The sequence below is a fragment of the Neptuniibacter pectenicola genome, assembly GCF_001597735.1.
GTDB classification, from domain to species: domain Bacteria; phylum Pseudomonadota; class Gammaproteobacteria; order Pseudomonadales; family Balneatricaceae; genus Neptuniibacter; species Neptuniibacter pectenicola.
On sequence record NZ_LUTS01000016.1, the window covers coordinates 1 to 16,338 of the forward strand.

The window sequence follows — 16,338 nt, forward strand, 5'->3', positions numbered from 1 at the left end:
CGTCACCGCCAGAGCGGCAAAAAAGGGACCCTCAGATGAGGATCCCTTTATGATTAAAAAATTGTGGGACAGCAGTGGCCCGAAGGCTGTTTTAGTGTTGAGCGTTGTCAGCTGACTTACTCGTTGTTATCGGCGTCCGGGGTTACCGCACGTTTAATCTGTTTAAGGCTGCCGTGACGGACATCAGTGCCGCTGACAAGGTAGATTAGGTGGGTTGCCATCGCACGGGCATGTTCAGAGATGCGTTCTAAGCTACGTAGTACCCAAATAACATTCATCACGCTGGAGATCGAGCGAGGATCTTCCATCATGAAGGTTGCCAAGGAGCGCATTGCTGAACGGTATTCCTGATCGACGGATTTATCCATTTTAGCGACACGGTAAGCAAGTTCTGCATCGTTACGGGCAAATGCCGTTAATACATCTTTAACCATTTCGCGGACTAAGTTGCCAATATGGCGAACTTCTTGGTAACCCCGTGGAGAGCTACCCTCTTCAACTAGCTCAATGGCATGACGGCAGATACGGCTCGCTTCATCACCCATACCTTCTAAGTCGGAGACCGCTTTTGATACGGCGATAATTAAGCGTAAATCGCTGGCTGCCGGCTGACGGCGCGCAATAATCGTTGTGCACTGCTCATCAATGAGCACTTCCATCTCATTGGTTTGCTTATCAACTCGACGAGATTGCTCAGCTAATTCGGCATCACCGTTAAGTAGTGCATCGATACAATCGTGAACCTGACGTTCTACCACACCACCCATGGTAAGGAGTTGCGTGCGAATCTGTTCCAGCTCTTCATTGAATTGCTGGGAGATATGCGTGGAATAATCTTCTGTTTTAAGTTCCATGTTTATTCTCCTTCCCCAAATTAACCGTAACGGCCGGTGATGTAGTCTTCAGTTTGTTTCTTTTCAGGGTTAGTGAAAAGTGTATCGGTTACACCAAATTCAATCAGATCACCCATATACATAAAGGCGGTGTAGTCAGAGACACGTGCAGCCTGTTGCATGTTATGCGTTACGATTACGATGGTGAAATCTTTCTTCAGTTCGTGAATCAGCTCTTCAATTTTCAGTGTGGAGATCGGGTCCAGTGCTGACGCCGGTTCATCTAATAGAAGTACTTCAGGTTTTACCGCAATGGTACGTGCAATAACAAGACGTTGCTGCTGACCACCGGACATACCTAATGCGCTTTCATGAAGGCGGTCTTTGACTTCATCCCATAGGGCGGCAGATTTTAGGGCCCACTCAACCGTTTCATCGATGACGCGCTTTTTGGTTACGCCCTGAATGCGTAGGCCGTAAGCTACGTTTTCGTAGATCGATTTAGGGAAGGGGTTTGGTTTCTGGAATACCATGCCAACCCGGCGACGTAGTTCGGCAATATCGACACTGCGGTCATAGATATTGTCTTCGTCGAGAAGAATCTGGCCGGTGATGTGACAGTCATCAACCAGATCGTTCATGCGGTTGAAGCAGCGCAACAAGGTTGATTTACCGCAACCTGATGGCCCAATAAACGCTGTTACGCGGTTTTTGGGGATAAACATATTGATACCGTGCAAGGCTTCATTATCGCCATAACACAATTTTAAGTCTTTCACCTCAAGCGCAAGGGTTTCTTCCTCGAGGTTTAAAATTCGGTTATCACGCTTCAGAGAAGAGATATCAATTGCGTGTGTTTTAGCTTCGCTAGTCATTTTAGCAACCTTTATAAAATTAAGTCCGACGTCTCGTTACATTTCAAGCGCTTTGAATTTTTCACGCAGGTGATTTCGAATCTGAATCGCTGTCAGGTTTAGCAATGCGATTACAATCACCAGCAGAAGCGCCGTTGCGTATACCAGCGGACGAGCCGCCTCAACGTTAGGGCTTTGGAAACCTACATCGTAGATATGGAAGCCCAAGTGCATAAATTTCTGATCTAAATGGAGGTACGGGTAATTCAAGTCTAATGGCAGACTGGGTGCAAGCTTCACTACGCCGACCAACATTAAAGGTGCTACTTCACCGGCGGCGCGCGCAATGGCCAGTATGACACCGGTCATAATTGCAGGGCTTGCCATGGGAATAACGATTTTCATTAATGTTTCGAATTTCGTTGCACCGAGTGCTAAAGAGCCTTCACGAACGGCGCGAGGGATACGTGTTAAGCCCTCTTCCGTCGCAACAATAACCACGGGTACTGTTAGCAGCGCCAGTGTAATAGAAGCCCACATTAGACCGGGTGTTCCGAATGTCGGAGCCGGCTTTGCTTCTGGGAAAAAGGCGTCGTCTATATGACCGCCTAAAAAGTAAACAAAGAAACCAAGACCAAATACACCGTAAACGATCGACGGTACACCTGCCAAGTTGTTGACCGCAATGCGGATCAGGCGTGTCACAAACCCTTGTCTTGCATACTCACGTAAGTAGACAGCGGCCACCACACCAAAGGGTGTTACGATTACTGACATGATGAGTACCATCATGACGGTACCGAAAATGGCAGGGAATATACCCCCTTCTGTATTGGCTTCACGTGGGTCGGTTGAGACAAACTCCCAAAGTTTCTGGAAGTAATGCACCAGTTTGCCACCAAGGCCCATATCGTTCGGTAGGAACGCGCGGACAATTGACGCTATTTTTAATTCAACCACTTGTCCATTTGCGATCTCCGCTGTAATGCTGTCACGGTTAATCGCTTTGTACAGTGCCAGTAGTTCGCTTTGAAGGCTCTCGTACTCAGCATTTAGCGCTAGGCGGCGGTCCGTAATCTCTTGATAAGGTGCAGACTCCACAATCTCTTTTAACTGCAAAGAGCGTTCTTTCAAGCGAAGACGTTCAAGTTCATAGTTGATTGAGCTAATTTCGCCCTTCTCAATATGATCGATCTTCTCTTGAATGGATGACACCCGCTCAATACGCGTTTGGAGAGCGTCCCATAATACTTGGTATTCAGGGCTTTTCTCGTAACCTTCATGGCTTGCAACTAAGGTTCCTTCTTCCTTAATACCGCGAAGATAACCATAGAAATTGCCCCATTCACGACGTTCCGCCGTAAACAACATCTCTGGGTTTTCTTTGTTCTCAAGAAAATCATCGATAATCCAAATAAAGTCGGTACCACCATGATCACGGTTACCCACTTTCATAAGGGAGCGATGCATCTCCTCTACATTCTCAGTAACGGTTACACCGCTTTCTCGCAGTTGTTCTGCGGGAACGATCTCCGTTTGTACGCGCTCGCCCACTAGGCGAACACGGTGATCATTTTCGACATAGCTACCTTGCACTACATTGGCAGGCCAGAAATGTCCCAAGCCACGAACAGCAATTAGGGAAAGTAACCCAATTACCATGATTAGACAGATCGCAACGGCACCGGCATTAAGCCATACCCAAGGTGCGCCGGATTTTGTCCATTCTGAAAAAGACTGTCGCATTAGAATTACCCTCTATTACGCACGGGTTAAAGTGAGCCGTATTTCTTACGCAGGCGCTGACGAACCAGCTCGGCTAGCGTATTCACCATAAAAGTGAATATGAACAATACGAACGCGGCTAAGAACAAGATACGGAAGTGGGTACTACCAACTTCAGACTCTGGCATCTCAACGGCTATGTTGGCGGCTAAGGTACGCATGCCTTCAAAGATATTCACATCCATGATCGGCGTATTACCTGTCGCCATTAATACGATCATGGTTTCACCGACTGCACGACCCATACCGATCATCACCGCAGAGAAAATACCGGGGCTGGCCGTTGGCATGACAACGCGTACTAAGGTTTGCCATGGCGTCGCACCTAGGGCCAATGAGCCATAGGACAAGTGTTTAGGCACGGCAAAGATCGCATCCTCTGTAATTGAGAAGATGGTTGGGATAATGGCAAAGCCCATAGCCACACCCACAACAAGCGCGTTACGTTGATCGTAAGGAATACCTAACTCACTGGTTACCCAATAGCGCATCTCTGTACCGAATAGCATCTGCTCTAAATAAGGCGCTATCGCAAAGCTAAAGTACGTTGCTAGGATAATGACGGGTACTAACAGAGCCGCATCCCAGCCGTCAGGAATCAGGTATCTAATTGCTTTTGGCGCTCCAGACCAGGCATAAGCGAACACGATGATCGCCGCCGGCAAGACGAGGAGGGTGACAAATATTCCGGCGAGGTTGACCTCCATAAAAGGGGCTAACCATAAACCGGCTAAGAAACCTAAGATAACAGTAGGTAAGGCTTCCATTAATTCAATGAAAGGTTTTACCTTACGGCGCATCGCTGGAACCATGAAATAAGCGGTATAGATCGCCCCACAGATCGCGAGTGGTGTGCCAAATAGCATGGCATAGAATGCTGCTTTAAGGGTACCAAACGCCAAAGGCATCAAGCTGTATTTAGGTTCAAAGTCATTCGTCGACGCAGAGGACTGCCAAGTGTACTCAGGCTCTTCATAGCCTTCATACCAGACTTTTTCCCAGATAGCGCTCCATGAAATTTCAGGGTGTTCGTTATGAATAGCCCATAAGCTTAGCTGGTTATTCTGTTCGACGAGCAGCGCATTAGAACGGGGTGCAAGGGCAATCATATCTGCATTACCATCGATGATGGCAGCACTTAATGATGTACGGTGAGCGGTTGTGCTGTAGAACGACAGCTGTCCCTGTTCAGAGATAGTGACAAAGCCTTTGCGACGGTGTTCAATCGAGATTGAACTCACCGCGGCCTTACCGTTTTCAAAACTGCGAACCTTGGTCATCACCCACTGGTTTTTGTCATTACGTACCAAAAACCATTGGCTAGTGACACCTAAGTCATCAGAGATAAGCAGAGAGTTACCCCCTAGCAGCATTTCGAATGAGGTAATGTTTCCGGTTGTCGCCTCAATGAGCTGTGTAATTGCAGGGCCGCCCTCGGCCTTCATATTAACAATACCCAGCTTGCCGCCGTCACTGGCGATCATCATCCAGCTGCGATCAGGCATCAATAAAAGCTTTTTCGCGGGGATGTTCATGTTAGGTAGGGTGAAGGTGTTGGTTTCAGCAGACACTTCATCGGTGATGATATTGAGTGAAAGCGTCACGTCTGTCGCGGTGAGTTTAGAGCGCTGACCACCCACGATTGTCCATTCATCTTCGCTACCATTTAAGGCGAGCACTTCTACAGGCCCTTCGCTTATGCTGATGGGTGCAGTGCCCAGAGGGTAAGCGACCTCAGGCGTAATAACGCGAATACCATCAGGATAAGTGGATTTGTATGTTTGCTTAAAGACTATCGCTTCGCCGTTGCTGAAACCTAAGGCAAATATGCCGCTGTATTCTGACGCAATAGCAAAGCTCGTCACGGTTGCACCGGCAGGAACATTAAGGCTTTCCTGTTTGATTACATCGCCGTTCAGTGTATTGAAAAACACCAGTTGGCCACTGTCGGTGATACGTAAACCTATTTCCGCTTGCTCTTCCATCGTCAGGTAAAGCGTCTTACCTTCGCCGGGAACGGAATAGGGAGCAACCTGCTGATTATTCTCCTGCCACCTTTCTATATCTGCTGATTCAAATAGGGGCGCTACTTCATAGAGTAGATAAAAGAAGATCAACAGAATGGCTACGATTACACTGATTCCACCGAAGGCGATGCCTACCGATGCAAACTTATCTTTCAGTGCGCGTATGCTTCTGTTTCGCTTAGCGGATGGGGTATTAAAATCCAACTCGGCTGAAGCTATATTGTCTTTACTCATGGCGCGTTGGTCCTGAGGTTAACTGAGTTTACGGCGCGTACAATATTAAAAGTTTGTTACACCAATGTTACAGAGGGCGTTTTAAGCGAAATAAGGGGGCCTAAAGGCCCCCTTATTTGTATAAAGCATGTTGAGCGAGATTACATGCCTAGCGCAGCCATCTGCTTTTTAACAACGGCAGCAGGTAGTGGGATGTAGCCATCTTTAACAACAACTTCCTGACCTACTTTAGACATAACCATTTTCAGGAACTCTTTCTCTAGTGGTGCTAGAGGCTGACCTGGTTTTTTGTTCACGTATACGTAAAGTGAGCGAGCAAGTGGGTATGTGCCGTTAAGTGCGTTTTCTGGTGTAGCTTCAACAAATGCAGTGCCTTCTTTCTTAGTCAAAGGAAGTGCACGAACAGACGCTGTTTTATAACCGATACCGGAGTAACCGATGCTGTTTAGCGATGTAGATACTGACTGAACTACAGACGCAGAACCCGGCTGTTCGTTAACGTTGTTTTTGTAGTCGCCTTTACACAATGCTTTCTTCTTGAAGTAACCGTAAGTACCTGATACTGAGTTACGACCGAAGATCTGAACTGTTTTATCGGCTAGAGAACCGGTTACGCCAGCATCACCCCATGTCGCAATGTCGTTTGCAGCGCCACATTTACGAGTAGAAGAGAAGATCGCATCAACTTGCGCGATAGTTAGGCCTTTAACTGGGTTGTCTTTGTGAGCGAATACAGCAAGTGCATCGATAGCAACCGCTACAGGTGTTGGCTTATAACCGAATTTCTTCTCAAAAGCTTCTAGCTCTTTGTCTTTCATTTTACGAGACATAGGGCCGATGTTAGACGTGCCTTCAGTCAGTGCTGGTGGCGCAGTAGAAGAACCCGCCGCCTGAATTTGGATGTTAACGTTAGGGTAGTTACGTTTGAACTCTTCAGCCCATAGCGTCATAAGGTTAGCAAGCGTGTCAGAACCGACTGACGAAAGGTTACCAGAAACACCGGAAGCCTTAGTATAAACAGGAAGGTTTTTATCTAGAAGGTCAGATGCGTTTGCAGCAACGCATGTTGCAGAGATCGCAACCGCAGCAAATAACTTTTTCATAGGTTTCATGTAAAGCTCCAGAGAGTCTTAAATTTTTTGTGAAAGATAATATGGGGTGAACTATAGGGAGCTTTAATGACAAAAATGTGACAGGGCGCGATATTTTAAAAAAAGTGCTCATTTTTCAGTAGGGGGCTTGAATGATTACGACCATTGTATAATCTTCAACTATTGTTCAGTGACGCGTTAAGTTCAGGCTCTACGCTAAATAACCCTCAACCTTAAGGTTGACTGAGCCTACATAGCCCTGAGAGGTAGCCTAATAATGATAATAAACAACGATGAAAGCCTTCAACCTGAAGGTGAATTAAGTTTACAACTGCCAGCGGCCAGTGATGCGACCAATATGTTTGGTGATGTTTATGGTGGCTGGGTTTCGGCAAAGATCGTACAGGCCTCTGAAATATTCTCGGCCCGCTTATCAAAAGGGCGTATCTCCACGGTTTCTATTGGTCAGATGGCGTTTATGGCCCCTGTGCGGGTCGGCACCATTATGTCGTTTTATGCTCAATTGGTGGAAACAGGCCATACGTCTATGCGGATCAAAGTCGAAGCGTGGGGCTGTTGCCCGGATGGCACAGAGCTACGTAAAGTAACAGAAGCCGAGTGTGTACAGGTCGCAATTGATGGTCATGGACATATTCGCGGCTTAGATGGCTTTTAAAACGATAAGAGGTGGCGTCTATGCAAAAGCAATATAAAGGCGGCTGCCATTGCGGGGCTGTTAGGTTTGTATTTTATGCGCCTGTTATCCGTGAAGGGTTGCGTTGCAATTGCTCTATTTGCGTTAAAAAGGGGGCGTTAATGAGCAATTTCTTTTTAGCGCCGGACGCCCTTCAGATTACAGCGGATGGGGCGAGCTTAGCGAGTTATCAATTCTCAAGTCATATCGCCGAACATTACTTTTGTCAGCATTGTGGGATCTATACCTTCCATAAAGCACGTCGTATGCCGGGTCATTACCGTGTTAACTTAGGTTGTGTCGAAGGCGTCGATAGCCTGAGTTTGCCGGTTGTTCTGGCGGATGGGGCTTTATTTTAACGACAGAGTAGACACCGCTATAACCGATCAATGGAGATTTTATGCCGCGTTATCAAGGTCGTTGTCATTGTGGATCAATTAAGTTCTCGTTTGTGGCGCCCGCTATTAAAAATGGCCTGCGCTGTAACTGCTCCATCTGCATCAAAAAAGGGGCGATGATTGGCGATTTCATTGTTGCACCTGAGGAGATGAAGATTGAGGTTGCAGAGAATGCTTTAGCGACTTACCAGTTTGCAACCCATGTGGGTAAACACCATTTCTGTAAAAGGTGTGGCATCTACCCCTTTCATCAAACCCTGCGTAAACCTGGGCACTACCGTGTAAACCTTGGCTGTGTCGAAGGTGTAGACACCTTATCTTTACCCCATAAGCTGATCGATGGGGCCGCACTCTAGATGGCCTATTATCCCTGTTAGCCGAAGAACCAGTAACCGACGGTGATCGCAGCAATAATACCGGCAAGGTCGGCGGTTAGGCCGCAGGCGATTGCATGGCGAGTATGTCTTATGCCGACGGAGCCGAAGTACACCGCCAAAACGTAAAAGGTTGTTTCCGTTGAGCCTTGAATGACCGAGGCGAGATAAGCAGGGAATGAGTCGACGCCATGGGTGTTCATTGTTTCCAGCATCATGGCGCGCGCACCGGAGCCTGATAAGGGCTTCATGATGGCTGTGGGTAAGGCGTCAGCAAAACGGGTATCAAAGCCTAAGGCTCCAAGGCCCTCACGCAGTAACCAGATAAACCCCTCTAAAGCACCGCTCTCCCTCAGCACACCAATAGCCACGAGCATCGCGAGTAGGTAAGGGATTATTTTAACGGCGACTTCAAACCCCTCTTTTGCCCCTTCGATGAACGTTTCGTAGATATTGACTTGTTTAAAGTGAGAGATAAGGAGGAAGCTGATAATGGCAGAGAAGATCATGAAATTCCCAACCAGAGAGGATTGGCGCTGTAACTCGTCAACGGTCAAGGTGGTGAAGTAGCCAATAAACGCGAGTAAAAACGCGATAAATCCACCAATATAAAGCAGGGTTATACGTTCCCATAAACGTATTTTTTGGACAAAACTCACCGCTAGCAGCCCGGCTAAGGTTGAGCAACAGGTCGCAATGAGAATGGGAATAAAAACAGAGGTGGGATCACTGGCCCCTTGCTGCGCCCGGTAGAGAAAAACGGTGATAGGGAAAAGGGTGACAGATGAGGTATTGAGGACTAAAAATAGAATTTGTGCGTTACTGGCTGTGTCTTTTTGTGGGTTTAGTGTCTGTAAATCCCGCATCGCTTTTAAGCCTAAGGGGGTCGCCGCATTATCTAACCCAAGAATATTGGCGGATAAATTCATGGTGATTGACCCTAAGGCTGGATGACCTTTAGGGACTTCAGGCATTAACCGTGTAAAGAGTGGGCTGACGCCTCGGGCAAATTTATCCACCAGCCCTGAACTTTCTGCCAATTTCATCATGCCTAGCCAAAACGCCAAGGTTCCGATTAAGCCGATCGCTAACTCAACAGAGAGCTTTGACATGTCGAAGGTCGTTTGAACTAGGCGTTGAAAAACACCGGAATCATCAAGCCAGAGCCACTGATAAAGGGCCGCACTGAAAGCGATAAGGAAAAAGCTTAGCCATAAGCGTTGTAGCATGAGATCCCCTGTGAATAATCCAGGTCGCTGGGTCGATTTGAGTATAACGAAACGCTGCCTAAATGACATGGGGCCGCGTTTCTATTTGGCTTATGCGTTTTGCAGTTGCTTAAATTGAGCTTCAATTTGTTGCAAATTGTGTTGCATATAATCGGCAAACGCCTTCATGGCTGGGGTGGGGTACTTTGATTCGGGATAGACTAAGCACCATGAGCGGTTGAGAGGAAAGCCCGGCACTGTAACGGTATGGAGTTTTCCCAGTTTTAGCTCAGAAATAAGACTCAGCCGAGGAAGCACGGCCACGCCTAAACCGGCAATGACCGCATGTTTGATGGCCGCATTTGACCCTAGATCCATTAATCCCTTCAATTTTAATCCGTTTTTAAAACAGTGGGTTTCTAAGGCCAGACGTGAGCCCGAACCGGCTTCGCGTAGTAACAGTTGGCTATCCAGAAACTGCTGAGGCGTGATGCGTTTTTGCGTAAGTAGTGGGTGCCCTGCTGGTACGACGGGAATCAACTCATTATTTAAAAAAGGTAACACTTTTAGCGGGCGATTTTCTGGCACAAGCCCCATGATTGTTAGGTCATCTCTATTTTCCTCCATACGTTGTAACGCTGTAGCACGGTTAACAACGGAGACCGTAATATGAACATTCGGGTGTAAAATTGAGAAATCTTTAATGAGGTAAGGCACGACATATTGGGCGGTACTGACGGCCACAAGTCGGAGGTCGCCTGCCACATTACCTTGCTGTTCGCTCAGGTCGATTTGGAGCTTTTCTAGCTCCCTAAAAATAGATTCCGTATGGGTCGCAAGGGCTTGTCCCGCACCGGTAATGTATAAACGCCGGCCGATATATTCAAATAGCGGGGAGCCTAGCACCTGCTCCAATTGCCTAATCTGACCGCTCACCGCGGGCTGTGTTAAGCCTAACTTTTCACCGGCTTTACTGTAATTAAGTGATGAATAAACCGCATGAAATACCTGAAGTTGACGGAAGGTTAGGCGACTAGCGATGCGAGGTACGGTGTATTGCATAGGTCTTATTTCATTTTATGTATAAGGTAAACCTTATAGTAAAACAAAAAAATACCGATTTCTTCTTTTAGTTTTAGCCCATTACTCTGGGCCTTCTCGCTGATGAGGAAGAGGTTATGTTGAAAAAAGTTTTGATTGCAAACCGAGGAGAAATTGCCGTACGCATTGTACGTGCCTGTGCCGAAATGGGTGTGCGCTCGGTTGCTATCTATACCGAACCGGATCGTTATGGACTTCATGTTAAGCGTGCGGATGAGGCTTACATGTTAGGGGAGGATCCTTTAGCCGGTTACTTAGATCCCCTACGGATTGTGAATTTAGCCCTAGAGACTGGGTGCGATGCCATTCATCCAGGGTATGGATTTTTATCCGAAAATGCTGAGTTTGCCCGATTGTGTGAAGTTAATGGCCTGATCTTCATTGGCCCTAAATCCAGTGTGATTCACGGCATGGGTGATAAGACGCAAGCACGTAATAGTATGCGAGCGGCTAACGTGCCTGTGACCCCGGGTTCTGAAGGCAACTTGAAGGATTTGGGGGAGGCGTTGACCTTAGCCGGTGAGATTGGCTACCCGATCATGATTAAAGCAACATCCGGTGGCGGTGGACGAGGAATTCGTCGATGTGACAATGATGAGGAGCTTAAAACACATTATCCTCGCGTGATCTCTGAGGCGACCAAAGCGTTTGGTTCTGCTGAAGTTTTTATGGAGAAATGCATTGTTGACCCGTTGCACATCGAAGTTCAGATCCTGGCGGATAGCCATGGGAATGTAATCCACCTGTTTGAGCGCGACTGCTCTATACAGCGCCGAAACCAGAAGCTGATTGAGATTGCACCAAGCCCGCAGCTGTCACAAGAGAAGCGGGAGTATATCGGTGATTTAGCGGTACGCGCGGCCAAAGCGGTCGGTTATGAAAACGCAGGTACCGTGGAGTTTCTGATCACCGGTGATGAAGTGTACTTCATGGAGATGAATACGCGGGTCCAAGTGGAGCACACCATCAGTGAGCAGATCACGGGGGTGGATATTGTGCAGGAGCAGTTAAATGTTGCTGCGGGCTTACCTTTGACATATCAGCAAAAGGATATCCAATTCCGGGGGTATGCTTTGCAGTTTAGGGTTAATGCCGAAGACCCTAAGAATGACTTTCTCCCTAGTTTTGGACGCGTCACTCATTACTATGCACCGGGTGGTCCAGGGGTGCGGGTCGATACCGCTATTTATACCGGTTATGAGATCCCGCCTTATTATGACTCTATGTGCCTCAAGTTAGTGGTATGGGCACTGTCGTGGGATCAAGTGATTGCGAGAGGTCAGCGCGCGTTAGATGACATGCGCTTACACGGGATCAAAACCACCGCTGATTATTATCAACAAATATTACGTCACCCAGCGTTTCGGCAGGCTAATTTCAATACCAGTTTTGTGCCCAACCATCCAGAATTGTTGGACTACTCCGTTAAACGCCATCCAAGCGAAATTGCTCTCGCGATTGCTAGCGCTATAGCCGCCCATGCGGGCTGGTAAGTAATATAGGATTTTTAGTTATGACTCATAGACAGATACAGATTACTGACGTTGTGTTGCGAGATGCTCACCAATCTCTTATTGCGACACGCTTACGAACGGACGACATGCTCCCGATTTGTGAAAAATTGGATCAGGTGGGGTATTGGTCGTTAGAAGTGTGGGGCGGCGCAACATTTGATGCGTGCATTCGCTTTCTTAAAGAGGACCCTTGGGAGCGCCTACGTAAGCTTCGTAAAGCGCTACCTAATACCCGCCTGCAGATGTTATTACGTGGTCAAAACCTACTAGGCTATCGTCATTATGCCGATGATGTGGTCGACCGTTTTGTACAAAAAGCTGCGGATAACGGCATTGATGTCTTTCGTGTTTTTGATGCGTTGAACGACTTACGCAATATTGAACGGGCGATGAGAGCGGTCAAAAAAGCGGGTAAACATGCTCAAGGCACGATCTGCTATACCACCAGCCCTGTGCATACGGATGCTTTATTTGTGCAGCAAGCGATTGACTTACAGCGTATGGGGGCGGACTCTATCGCTATAAAAGATATGGCGGGCTTACTAACCCCTTATGCAACGTATGCCTTAGTGAAGGCGATCAAAGAGGTGGTGGACTTACCCTTGGTTGTTCATAGCCATTCTACATCGGGCTTAGCGCCACTCTGCCAGATGAAAGCGGTAGAAGCGGGGGCCGATATTATTGATACGGCGATCTCTTCTTTTGCCGGTGGTACCAGCCACCCCGCAACAGAATCTCAAGTGGCTGCGCTGAAAGGCAGTGAATTTGATACGGGGTTAGACCTTGAACTGTTGTCAGATATCGCAGATTACTTTCGAGAGGTGCGTAAAAAGTACCATCAATTTGAGAGTGAATTTACCCGCGAAGATGTGTCTGTGCAGATCAATCAGGTGCCCGGTGGGATGATGTCTAACCTTGCGAACCAGCTAAAAGAGCAAAATGCGCTGGATTCTATTCGCGATGTGTTTGCTGAAATACCCCGCGTGAGGAAGGACTTAGGCTATCCGCCTTTAGTCACTCCTACCTCTCAAATTGTGGGGACGCAGGCGGTTTATAACGTTTTGGCGGGACAGCGTTATAAAACCATTACGAATGAAGTAAAACGTTATTTACTGGGTGGCTATGGTAACCCCCCTGCGCCGGTGGATAGCGCGTTGCAAAAGCAGGCCATTGGTAAGGAAGTGGTTAACGATGCGCGTCCTGCTGATCTGCTCGTCCCTGAGTTTGAAAAATTGAAAGATGAAATTGGTGCACTGGCGAAAAGCGAAGAGGATGTATTGATCTACGCTATGTTCCCTGACCTTGGCCGAGAATACTTACAGCAGCGCGAGGAGGGGACGTTAGCGCCTGAAACCTTAGCGGTGATTGATGAATCTGCGCCAGCACCGGCTGCGGCGTCTGAGTTTCTTATCGATGTCCACGGGGAAAGCTATGAAGTGGCTATCACGGGTGTCGGTGATGCGGGTGCAGGAAAACGCAAACTGTACCTCTCGTTGGACGGTATGCCTGAAGAGGTTGTCTTTGAATCCTTAAATGAATTTGTTGCAACCGGTCACCAAGGCCGTAAAAAGGCGACCGACCCGGGTCATGTTAGTGCGGCGATGCCCGGCAATGTGGTGGAGGTGTTGGTTAAGGAAGGTGACAGTGTCGCGGCAGGACAGGGTGTCATGGTTATTGAAGCGATGAAGATGGAGATGGAAGTTCATGCCAGTGTGGATGGAACGGTCAACGCGGTATATGTGGCAAAAGGCGACCGTGTTACCCCAGGTGAAATACTGATTGATATTGCTTAAAAACCCCCTTAGTCTGCGGATCAGTTGATCGATTTCGCAGGCTCTTTTTTAAATGTGAGTGGGCTATTATGGAAAATATTATTAAGGGTGTGTTGGACTTTAAACTCAATGTTTACCCTAAAAGAAAAGACCTTTTTGGTGAGCTTGCTGACCAAGGACAAAAACCAGACGTTCTTTTTTTTACCTGTTCGGATTCGCGTATTGATCCCAACTTACTCACGGGCTCGCATCCGGGTGATCTTTTTATCTGTCGTAATGCGGGGAATGTAATCCCTCCCCACAGTAATGAGACAGGTGGGATGACCGCCTCAATTGAGTATGCGGTTGCCGTGTTGGGTGTGCGACATATTATTGTCTGCGGCCATACCGATTGTGGTGCAATTAAGGGGGCGCTGGATATTGAAGGCTTAAATGGCTTACCCCATGTGAAAGAGTGGTTAGGACATTGCCGATCTGCAATGGAAATTGTGCGTGAGCGCCACGGCATCCCTTGGAACCAAGGGGTTGATTCTTGCCATTTGAATGAAGCGATAGAAGAGAATGTGCTACAGCAGGTTCAGCACCTGCGAACCCATCCGGTCGTTGCGGCCAAACTTGCAACAGGCAAAATTGAGATACATGGGTGGGTTTATGATATTAAGTCAGGTTCAATTCGTTGCTGTCGTCACAATGACAATGAATTTAGTGATTTCCATGAGCTTTATGCCGATACGATCTCCGCGCTTTCAGACCCGAACAGCTAACCTATAGTGCGCGATCAAACAGGTGCAAAGCGAGGGTTTTGCACCTGTTGTACAAGCGCGACAAGGGTTGTGATTCGCGCATTACTTAGTTGTCGATAATCTAAATAGGGACAAACAATGATGCGCTGTTCCATATTGATCGCAAAATGCTCATCGAGCCATGTGAGCGGAGGAAGTGCTAGCTGTTGAGCATAGGTTTTCCCTGCGATGATATGGATAAGACCGGTTTGATCAAAACAGGGTGGGGAAAACAGCAGGGCTTCATGGCTCTCTGCTTGAAACAGCCGAGTCTCTCGGTATGCCTGCCATGTGTCGATTGAATCCAATGGCGAGTGGGCGCTATAGAGTTCAAATAGAAATTTAGCACTGACATTAAATATCTTACGCCAGTGGTTGCTTGTGTGTTGCCCTATATAGACAACGTCGCCGCTAGCCAAGGGTTGCAGGCTATCACCGTTGGGGAAGCCGTCTATCTCCGGACGATTGGCAATATAGAGTGCAATTCCAATGTGCTTAGGGCCAAAGCCGATCATCTTGTCATCATTCTTTACTGTTTCAGTCATTGGCTAATCGTCGGTGGAGGGTGGTATTGGGCTAATGCCGTTTCTCTATCTCATTCATTAAGATCGAATCTGCATTGAGTGTATTTATCGAAACAGCCGTATCCACAGGGATATCACCGGTTAATTGCAATGCAAGGTAGCGCATACAACAGACTCTTAAGAATGAGGTGAAATTACCAAGGTCGTGCCCCGCATCAATTGATTCGTGATACAGACGGGTCAGCATTTGGGGGATATTCATCTTATCGCGTTGAGCGATTGTCTCTAGGGTGCTCCAGAAGTAATTTTCTAAACGAACGCTCGTGACCATGCCATCGATACGTAGAGAGCGTGTACTGCTTTTCCATAATTGTGGGTCGGCGTTAATAAATAATTTACACATAGGTATCGACTACCTCATTAGGGGCACGGAAGGTCTGATTATAGATGTTTTTTGCAGAGAGGCGCGACCACCTCTGGGGTAATCGCGCTTTATCTTAGCGATTCAGTAACGCGATAAACTGAGATAGCCATGCAGGATGGGCTGGCCACGCAGGGGCTGTGACTAAGTTTCCATCGGTAATCGCTGCATCGATCGCTATCTCGGCATAGACTCCACCGGACTGATTGATCTCGGGCTGGCAGGCTGGGTAAGCTGAGCATTGTCGGCCTTGCAGTACACCGGCTGCGGATAGTATTTGTGCGCCGTGACAGACGGCGGCCACCGGTTTATTGGTGTCGAAGAAGTGCTTCACCATGTTGAGAACCGCCGGGTTGAGGCGTAAGTATTCTGGTGCGCGTCCACCGGGAATCACTAATGCGTCGTAGTCTTCAGGTTGAATGTCAGCGAATGTCGCATTCAGTGTGAAGTTATGTCCGGGTTTTTCTGTATAGGTCTGATGGCCTTCAAAGTCATGTATCGCTGTTGCAACACTATCCCCCGCAACTTTATCAGGGCATACCGCATCGACACTGTGACCTACCGCTAATAATGTCTGGAAGGGCACCATTGTTTCGTAATCTTCAGTGAAGTCGCCGGTAATCATGAGAATTTTTTTATTGTTCATCTTCTGCTCCTTTTAAGGCGTATGGGTTTAGAGGTTTGTCCTAGTACAAAGTAACAGCCATCGCTTAAGAGAAGGTATTA

General features: G+C 47.6%; 16 protein-coding genes. 6 read left to right on the forward strand and 10 right to left on the reverse strand.

Features of this window, described 5'->3' with window-relative positions; all coding sequences use genetic code 11:
* Positions 1 to 116 precede the first annotated feature (116 nt).
* The 5 genes from phoU to A3773_RS15375 all read right to left on the reverse strand — a co-directional run bounded on the left by phoU (position 117) and on the right by A3773_RS15375 (position 6,845).
* Positions 117 to 854 (reverse strand): phosphate signaling complex protein PhoU, encoded by a 738-nt coding sequence (phoU, locus tag A3773_RS15355; protein WP_067987844.1) that lies wholly within the window; start codon positions 852 to 854, stop codon positions 117 to 119.
* A 20-nt stretch (positions 855 to 874) separates the two neighbouring features.
* The gene (gene pstB, locus A3773_RS15360) at positions 875 to 1,708 is read right to left on the reverse strand and encodes a phosphate ABC transporter ATP-binding protein PstB (protein ID WP_067987846.1); all 834 of its coding nucleotides are present in this window, start codon (positions 1,706 to 1,708) and stop codon (positions 875 to 877) included.
* 36 nt (positions 1,709 to 1,744) lie between these two features.
* Positions 1,745 to 3,433, reverse strand: a complete 1,689-nt coding sequence (gene pstA / locus A3773_RS15365; protein WP_067987850.1) for a phosphate ABC transporter permease PstA — start codon at positions 3,431 to 3,433, stop codon at positions 1,745 to 1,747.
* Positions 3,434 to 3,459: 26 nt separating this feature from the next.
* Entirely contained in the window at positions 3,460 to 5,733 is a 2,274-nt protein-coding gene (locus A3773_RS15370; RefSeq protein ID WP_067987853.1) for an ABC transporter permease subunit, read from the reverse strand.
* A 140-nt stretch (positions 5,734 to 5,873) separates the two neighbouring features.
* Positions 5,874 to 6,845 (reverse strand): PstS family phosphate ABC transporter substrate-binding protein, encoded by a 972-nt coding sequence (locus tag A3773_RS15375; RefSeq protein ID WP_067987856.1) that lies wholly within the window; start codon positions 6,843 to 6,845, stop codon positions 5,874 to 5,876.
* 256 nt (positions 6,846 to 7,101) lie between these two features.
* On the opposite strand from A3773_RS15375, the gene A3773_RS15380 reads away from it, so the two are divergent.
* From A3773_RS15380 to A3773_RS15390, 3 genes are read left to right on the forward strand one after another with little or no spacing between them, the layout of a single operon-like run.
* On the forward strand, positions 7,102 to 7,500 hold the full coding sequence (locus tag A3773_RS15380) for an acyl-CoA thioesterase (protein ID WP_067987860.1): 399 nt from the start codon (positions 7,102 to 7,104) through the stop codon (positions 7,498 to 7,500).
* A gap of 20 nt (positions 7,501 to 7,520) precedes the next feature.
* Positions 7,521 to 7,877 carry a GFA family protein gene (locus A3773_RS15385; protein ID WP_067987863.1) on the forward strand — a complete coding sequence of 119 codons (357 nt, stop codon included), beginning with the start codon at positions 7,521 to 7,523 and terminating at the stop codon, positions 7,875 to 7,877.
* 41 nt (positions 7,878 to 7,918) lie between these two features.
* Positions 7,919 to 8,272: a GFA family protein gene (locus tag A3773_RS15390; protein ID WP_156473553.1), complete on the forward strand. Its 354-nt coding sequence runs from the start codon at positions 7,919 to 7,921 to the stop codon at positions 8,270 to 8,272.
* A 17-nt stretch (positions 8,273 to 8,289) separates the two neighbouring features.
* On the opposite strand, the gene A3773_RS15395 is transcribed toward A3773_RS15390, so the two are convergent.
* Together A3773_RS15395 and A3773_RS15400 are read right to left on the reverse strand one after the other, a co-directional pair.
* Positions 8,290 to 9,519, reverse strand: a complete 1,230-nt coding sequence (locus A3773_RS15395) for a nucleoside recognition domain-containing protein (RefSeq protein ID WP_067987868.1) — start codon at positions 9,517 to 9,519, stop codon at positions 8,290 to 8,292.
* Positions 9,520 to 9,609: 90 nt separating this feature from the next.
* Positions 9,610 to 10,560: a LysR substrate-binding domain-containing protein gene (locus A3773_RS15400; protein WP_067987871.1), complete on the reverse strand. Its 951-nt coding sequence runs from the start codon at positions 10,558 to 10,560 to the stop codon at positions 9,610 to 9,612.
* A gap of 116 nt (positions 10,561 to 10,676) precedes the next feature.
* Between A3773_RS15400 and A3773_RS15405 the strand changes: the two genes are divergently transcribed.
* The 3 genes from A3773_RS15405 to A3773_RS15415 all read left to right on the forward strand — a co-directional run bounded on the left by A3773_RS15405 (position 10,677) and on the right by A3773_RS15415 (position 14,649).
* The gene (locus A3773_RS15405; protein WP_067987874.1) at positions 10,677 to 12,092 is read left to right on the forward strand and encodes an acetyl-CoA carboxylase biotin carboxylase subunit; all 1,416 of its coding nucleotides are present in this window, start codon (positions 10,677 to 10,679) and stop codon (positions 12,090 to 12,092) included.
* Between the two features lie 20 nt (positions 12,093 to 12,112).
* Entirely contained in the window at positions 12,113 to 13,906 is a 1,794-nt protein-coding gene (gene oadA, locus A3773_RS15410) for a sodium-extruding oxaloacetate decarboxylase subunit alpha (RefSeq protein WP_067987877.1), read from the forward strand.
* A gap of 68 nt (positions 13,907 to 13,974) precedes the next feature.
* A complete protein-coding gene (locus A3773_RS15415) occupies positions 13,975 to 14,649 on the forward strand; it encodes a carbonic anhydrase (RefSeq protein ID WP_067987881.1) in 675 nt (224 codons plus the stop codon).
* Positions 14,650 to 14,663: 14 nt separating this feature from the next.
* On the opposite strand, the gene A3773_RS15420 is transcribed toward A3773_RS15415, so the two are convergent.
* The 3 genes from A3773_RS15420 to A3773_RS15430 form a co-directional block, all read right to left on the reverse strand.
* The gene (locus A3773_RS15420; protein ID WP_067987884.1) at positions 14,664 to 15,212 is read right to left on the reverse strand and encodes a DUF6942 family protein; all 549 of its coding nucleotides are present in this window, start codon (positions 15,210 to 15,212) and stop codon (positions 14,664 to 14,666) included.
* Between the two features lie 31 nt (positions 15,213 to 15,243).
* Complete coding sequence (locus A3773_RS15425; protein ID WP_067987889.1) at positions 15,244 to 15,594, reverse strand: ribbon-helix-helix domain-containing protein; 351 nt, start codon at positions 15,592 to 15,594, stop codon at positions 15,244 to 15,246.
* Positions 15,595 to 15,688: 94 nt separating this feature from the next.
* Entirely contained in the window at positions 15,689 to 16,258 is a 570-nt protein-coding gene (locus A3773_RS15430) for a DJ-1/PfpI family protein (RefSeq protein ID WP_067987892.1), read from the reverse strand.
* Positions 16,259 to 16,338: the final 80 nt, after the last annotated feature.

Coding starts and splice junctions, on each gene's coding strand:
- phoU (WP_067987844.1), bottom strand. CDS start 854: ATGGAACTTAAAACAGAAGATTATTCCACGCATATCTCCCAGCAATTC.
- pstB (WP_067987846.1), bottom strand. CDS start 1,708: ATGACTAGCGAAGCTAAAACACACGCAATTGATATCTCTTCTCTGAAG.
- pstA (WP_067987850.1), bottom strand. CDS start 3,433: ATGCGACAGTCTTTTTCAGAATGGACAAAATCCGGCGCACCTTGGGTA.
- A3773_RS15370 (WP_067987853.1), bottom strand. CDS start 5,733: ATGAGTAAAGACAATATAGCTTCAGCCGAGTTGGATTTTAATACCCCA.
- A3773_RS15375 (WP_067987856.1), bottom strand. CDS start 6,845: ATGAAACCTATGAAAAAGTTATTTGCTGCGGTTGCGATCTCTGCAACA.
- A3773_RS15380 (WP_067987860.1), top strand. CDS start 7,102: ATGATAATAAACAACGATGAAAGCCTTCAACCTGAAGGTGAATTAAGT.
- A3773_RS15385 (WP_067987863.1), top strand. CDS start 7,521: ATGCAAAAGCAATATAAAGGCGGCTGCCATTGCGGGGCTGTTAGGTTT.
- A3773_RS15390 (WP_156473553.1), top strand. CDS start 7,919: ATGCCGCGTTATCAAGGTCGTTGTCATTGTGGATCAATTAAGTTCTCG.
- A3773_RS15395 (WP_067987868.1), bottom strand. CDS start 9,519: ATGCTACAACGCTTATGGCTAAGCTTTTTCCTTATCGCTTTCAGTGCG.
- A3773_RS15400 (WP_067987871.1), bottom strand. CDS start 10,560: ATGCAATACACCGTACCTCGCATCGCTAGTCGCCTAACCTTCCGTCAA.
- A3773_RS15405 (WP_067987874.1), top strand. CDS start 10,677: ATGTTGAAAAAAGTTTTGATTGCAAACCGAGGAGAAATTGCCGTACGC.
- oadA (WP_067987877.1), top strand. CDS start 12,113: ATGACTCATAGACAGATACAGATTACTGACGTTGTGTTGCGAGATGCT.
- A3773_RS15415 (WP_067987881.1), top strand. CDS start 13,975: ATGGAAAATATTATTAAGGGTGTGTTGGACTTTAAACTCAATGTTTAC.
- A3773_RS15420 (WP_067987884.1), bottom strand. CDS start 15,212: ATGACTGAAACAGTAAAGAATGATGACAAGATGATCGGCTTTGGCCCT.
- A3773_RS15425 (WP_067987889.1), bottom strand. CDS start 15,594: ATGTGTAAATTATTTATTAACGCCGACCCACAATTATGGAAAAGCAGT.
- A3773_RS15430 (WP_067987892.1), bottom strand. CDS start 16,258: ATGAACAATAAAAAAATTCTCATGATTACCGGCGACTTCACTGAAGAT.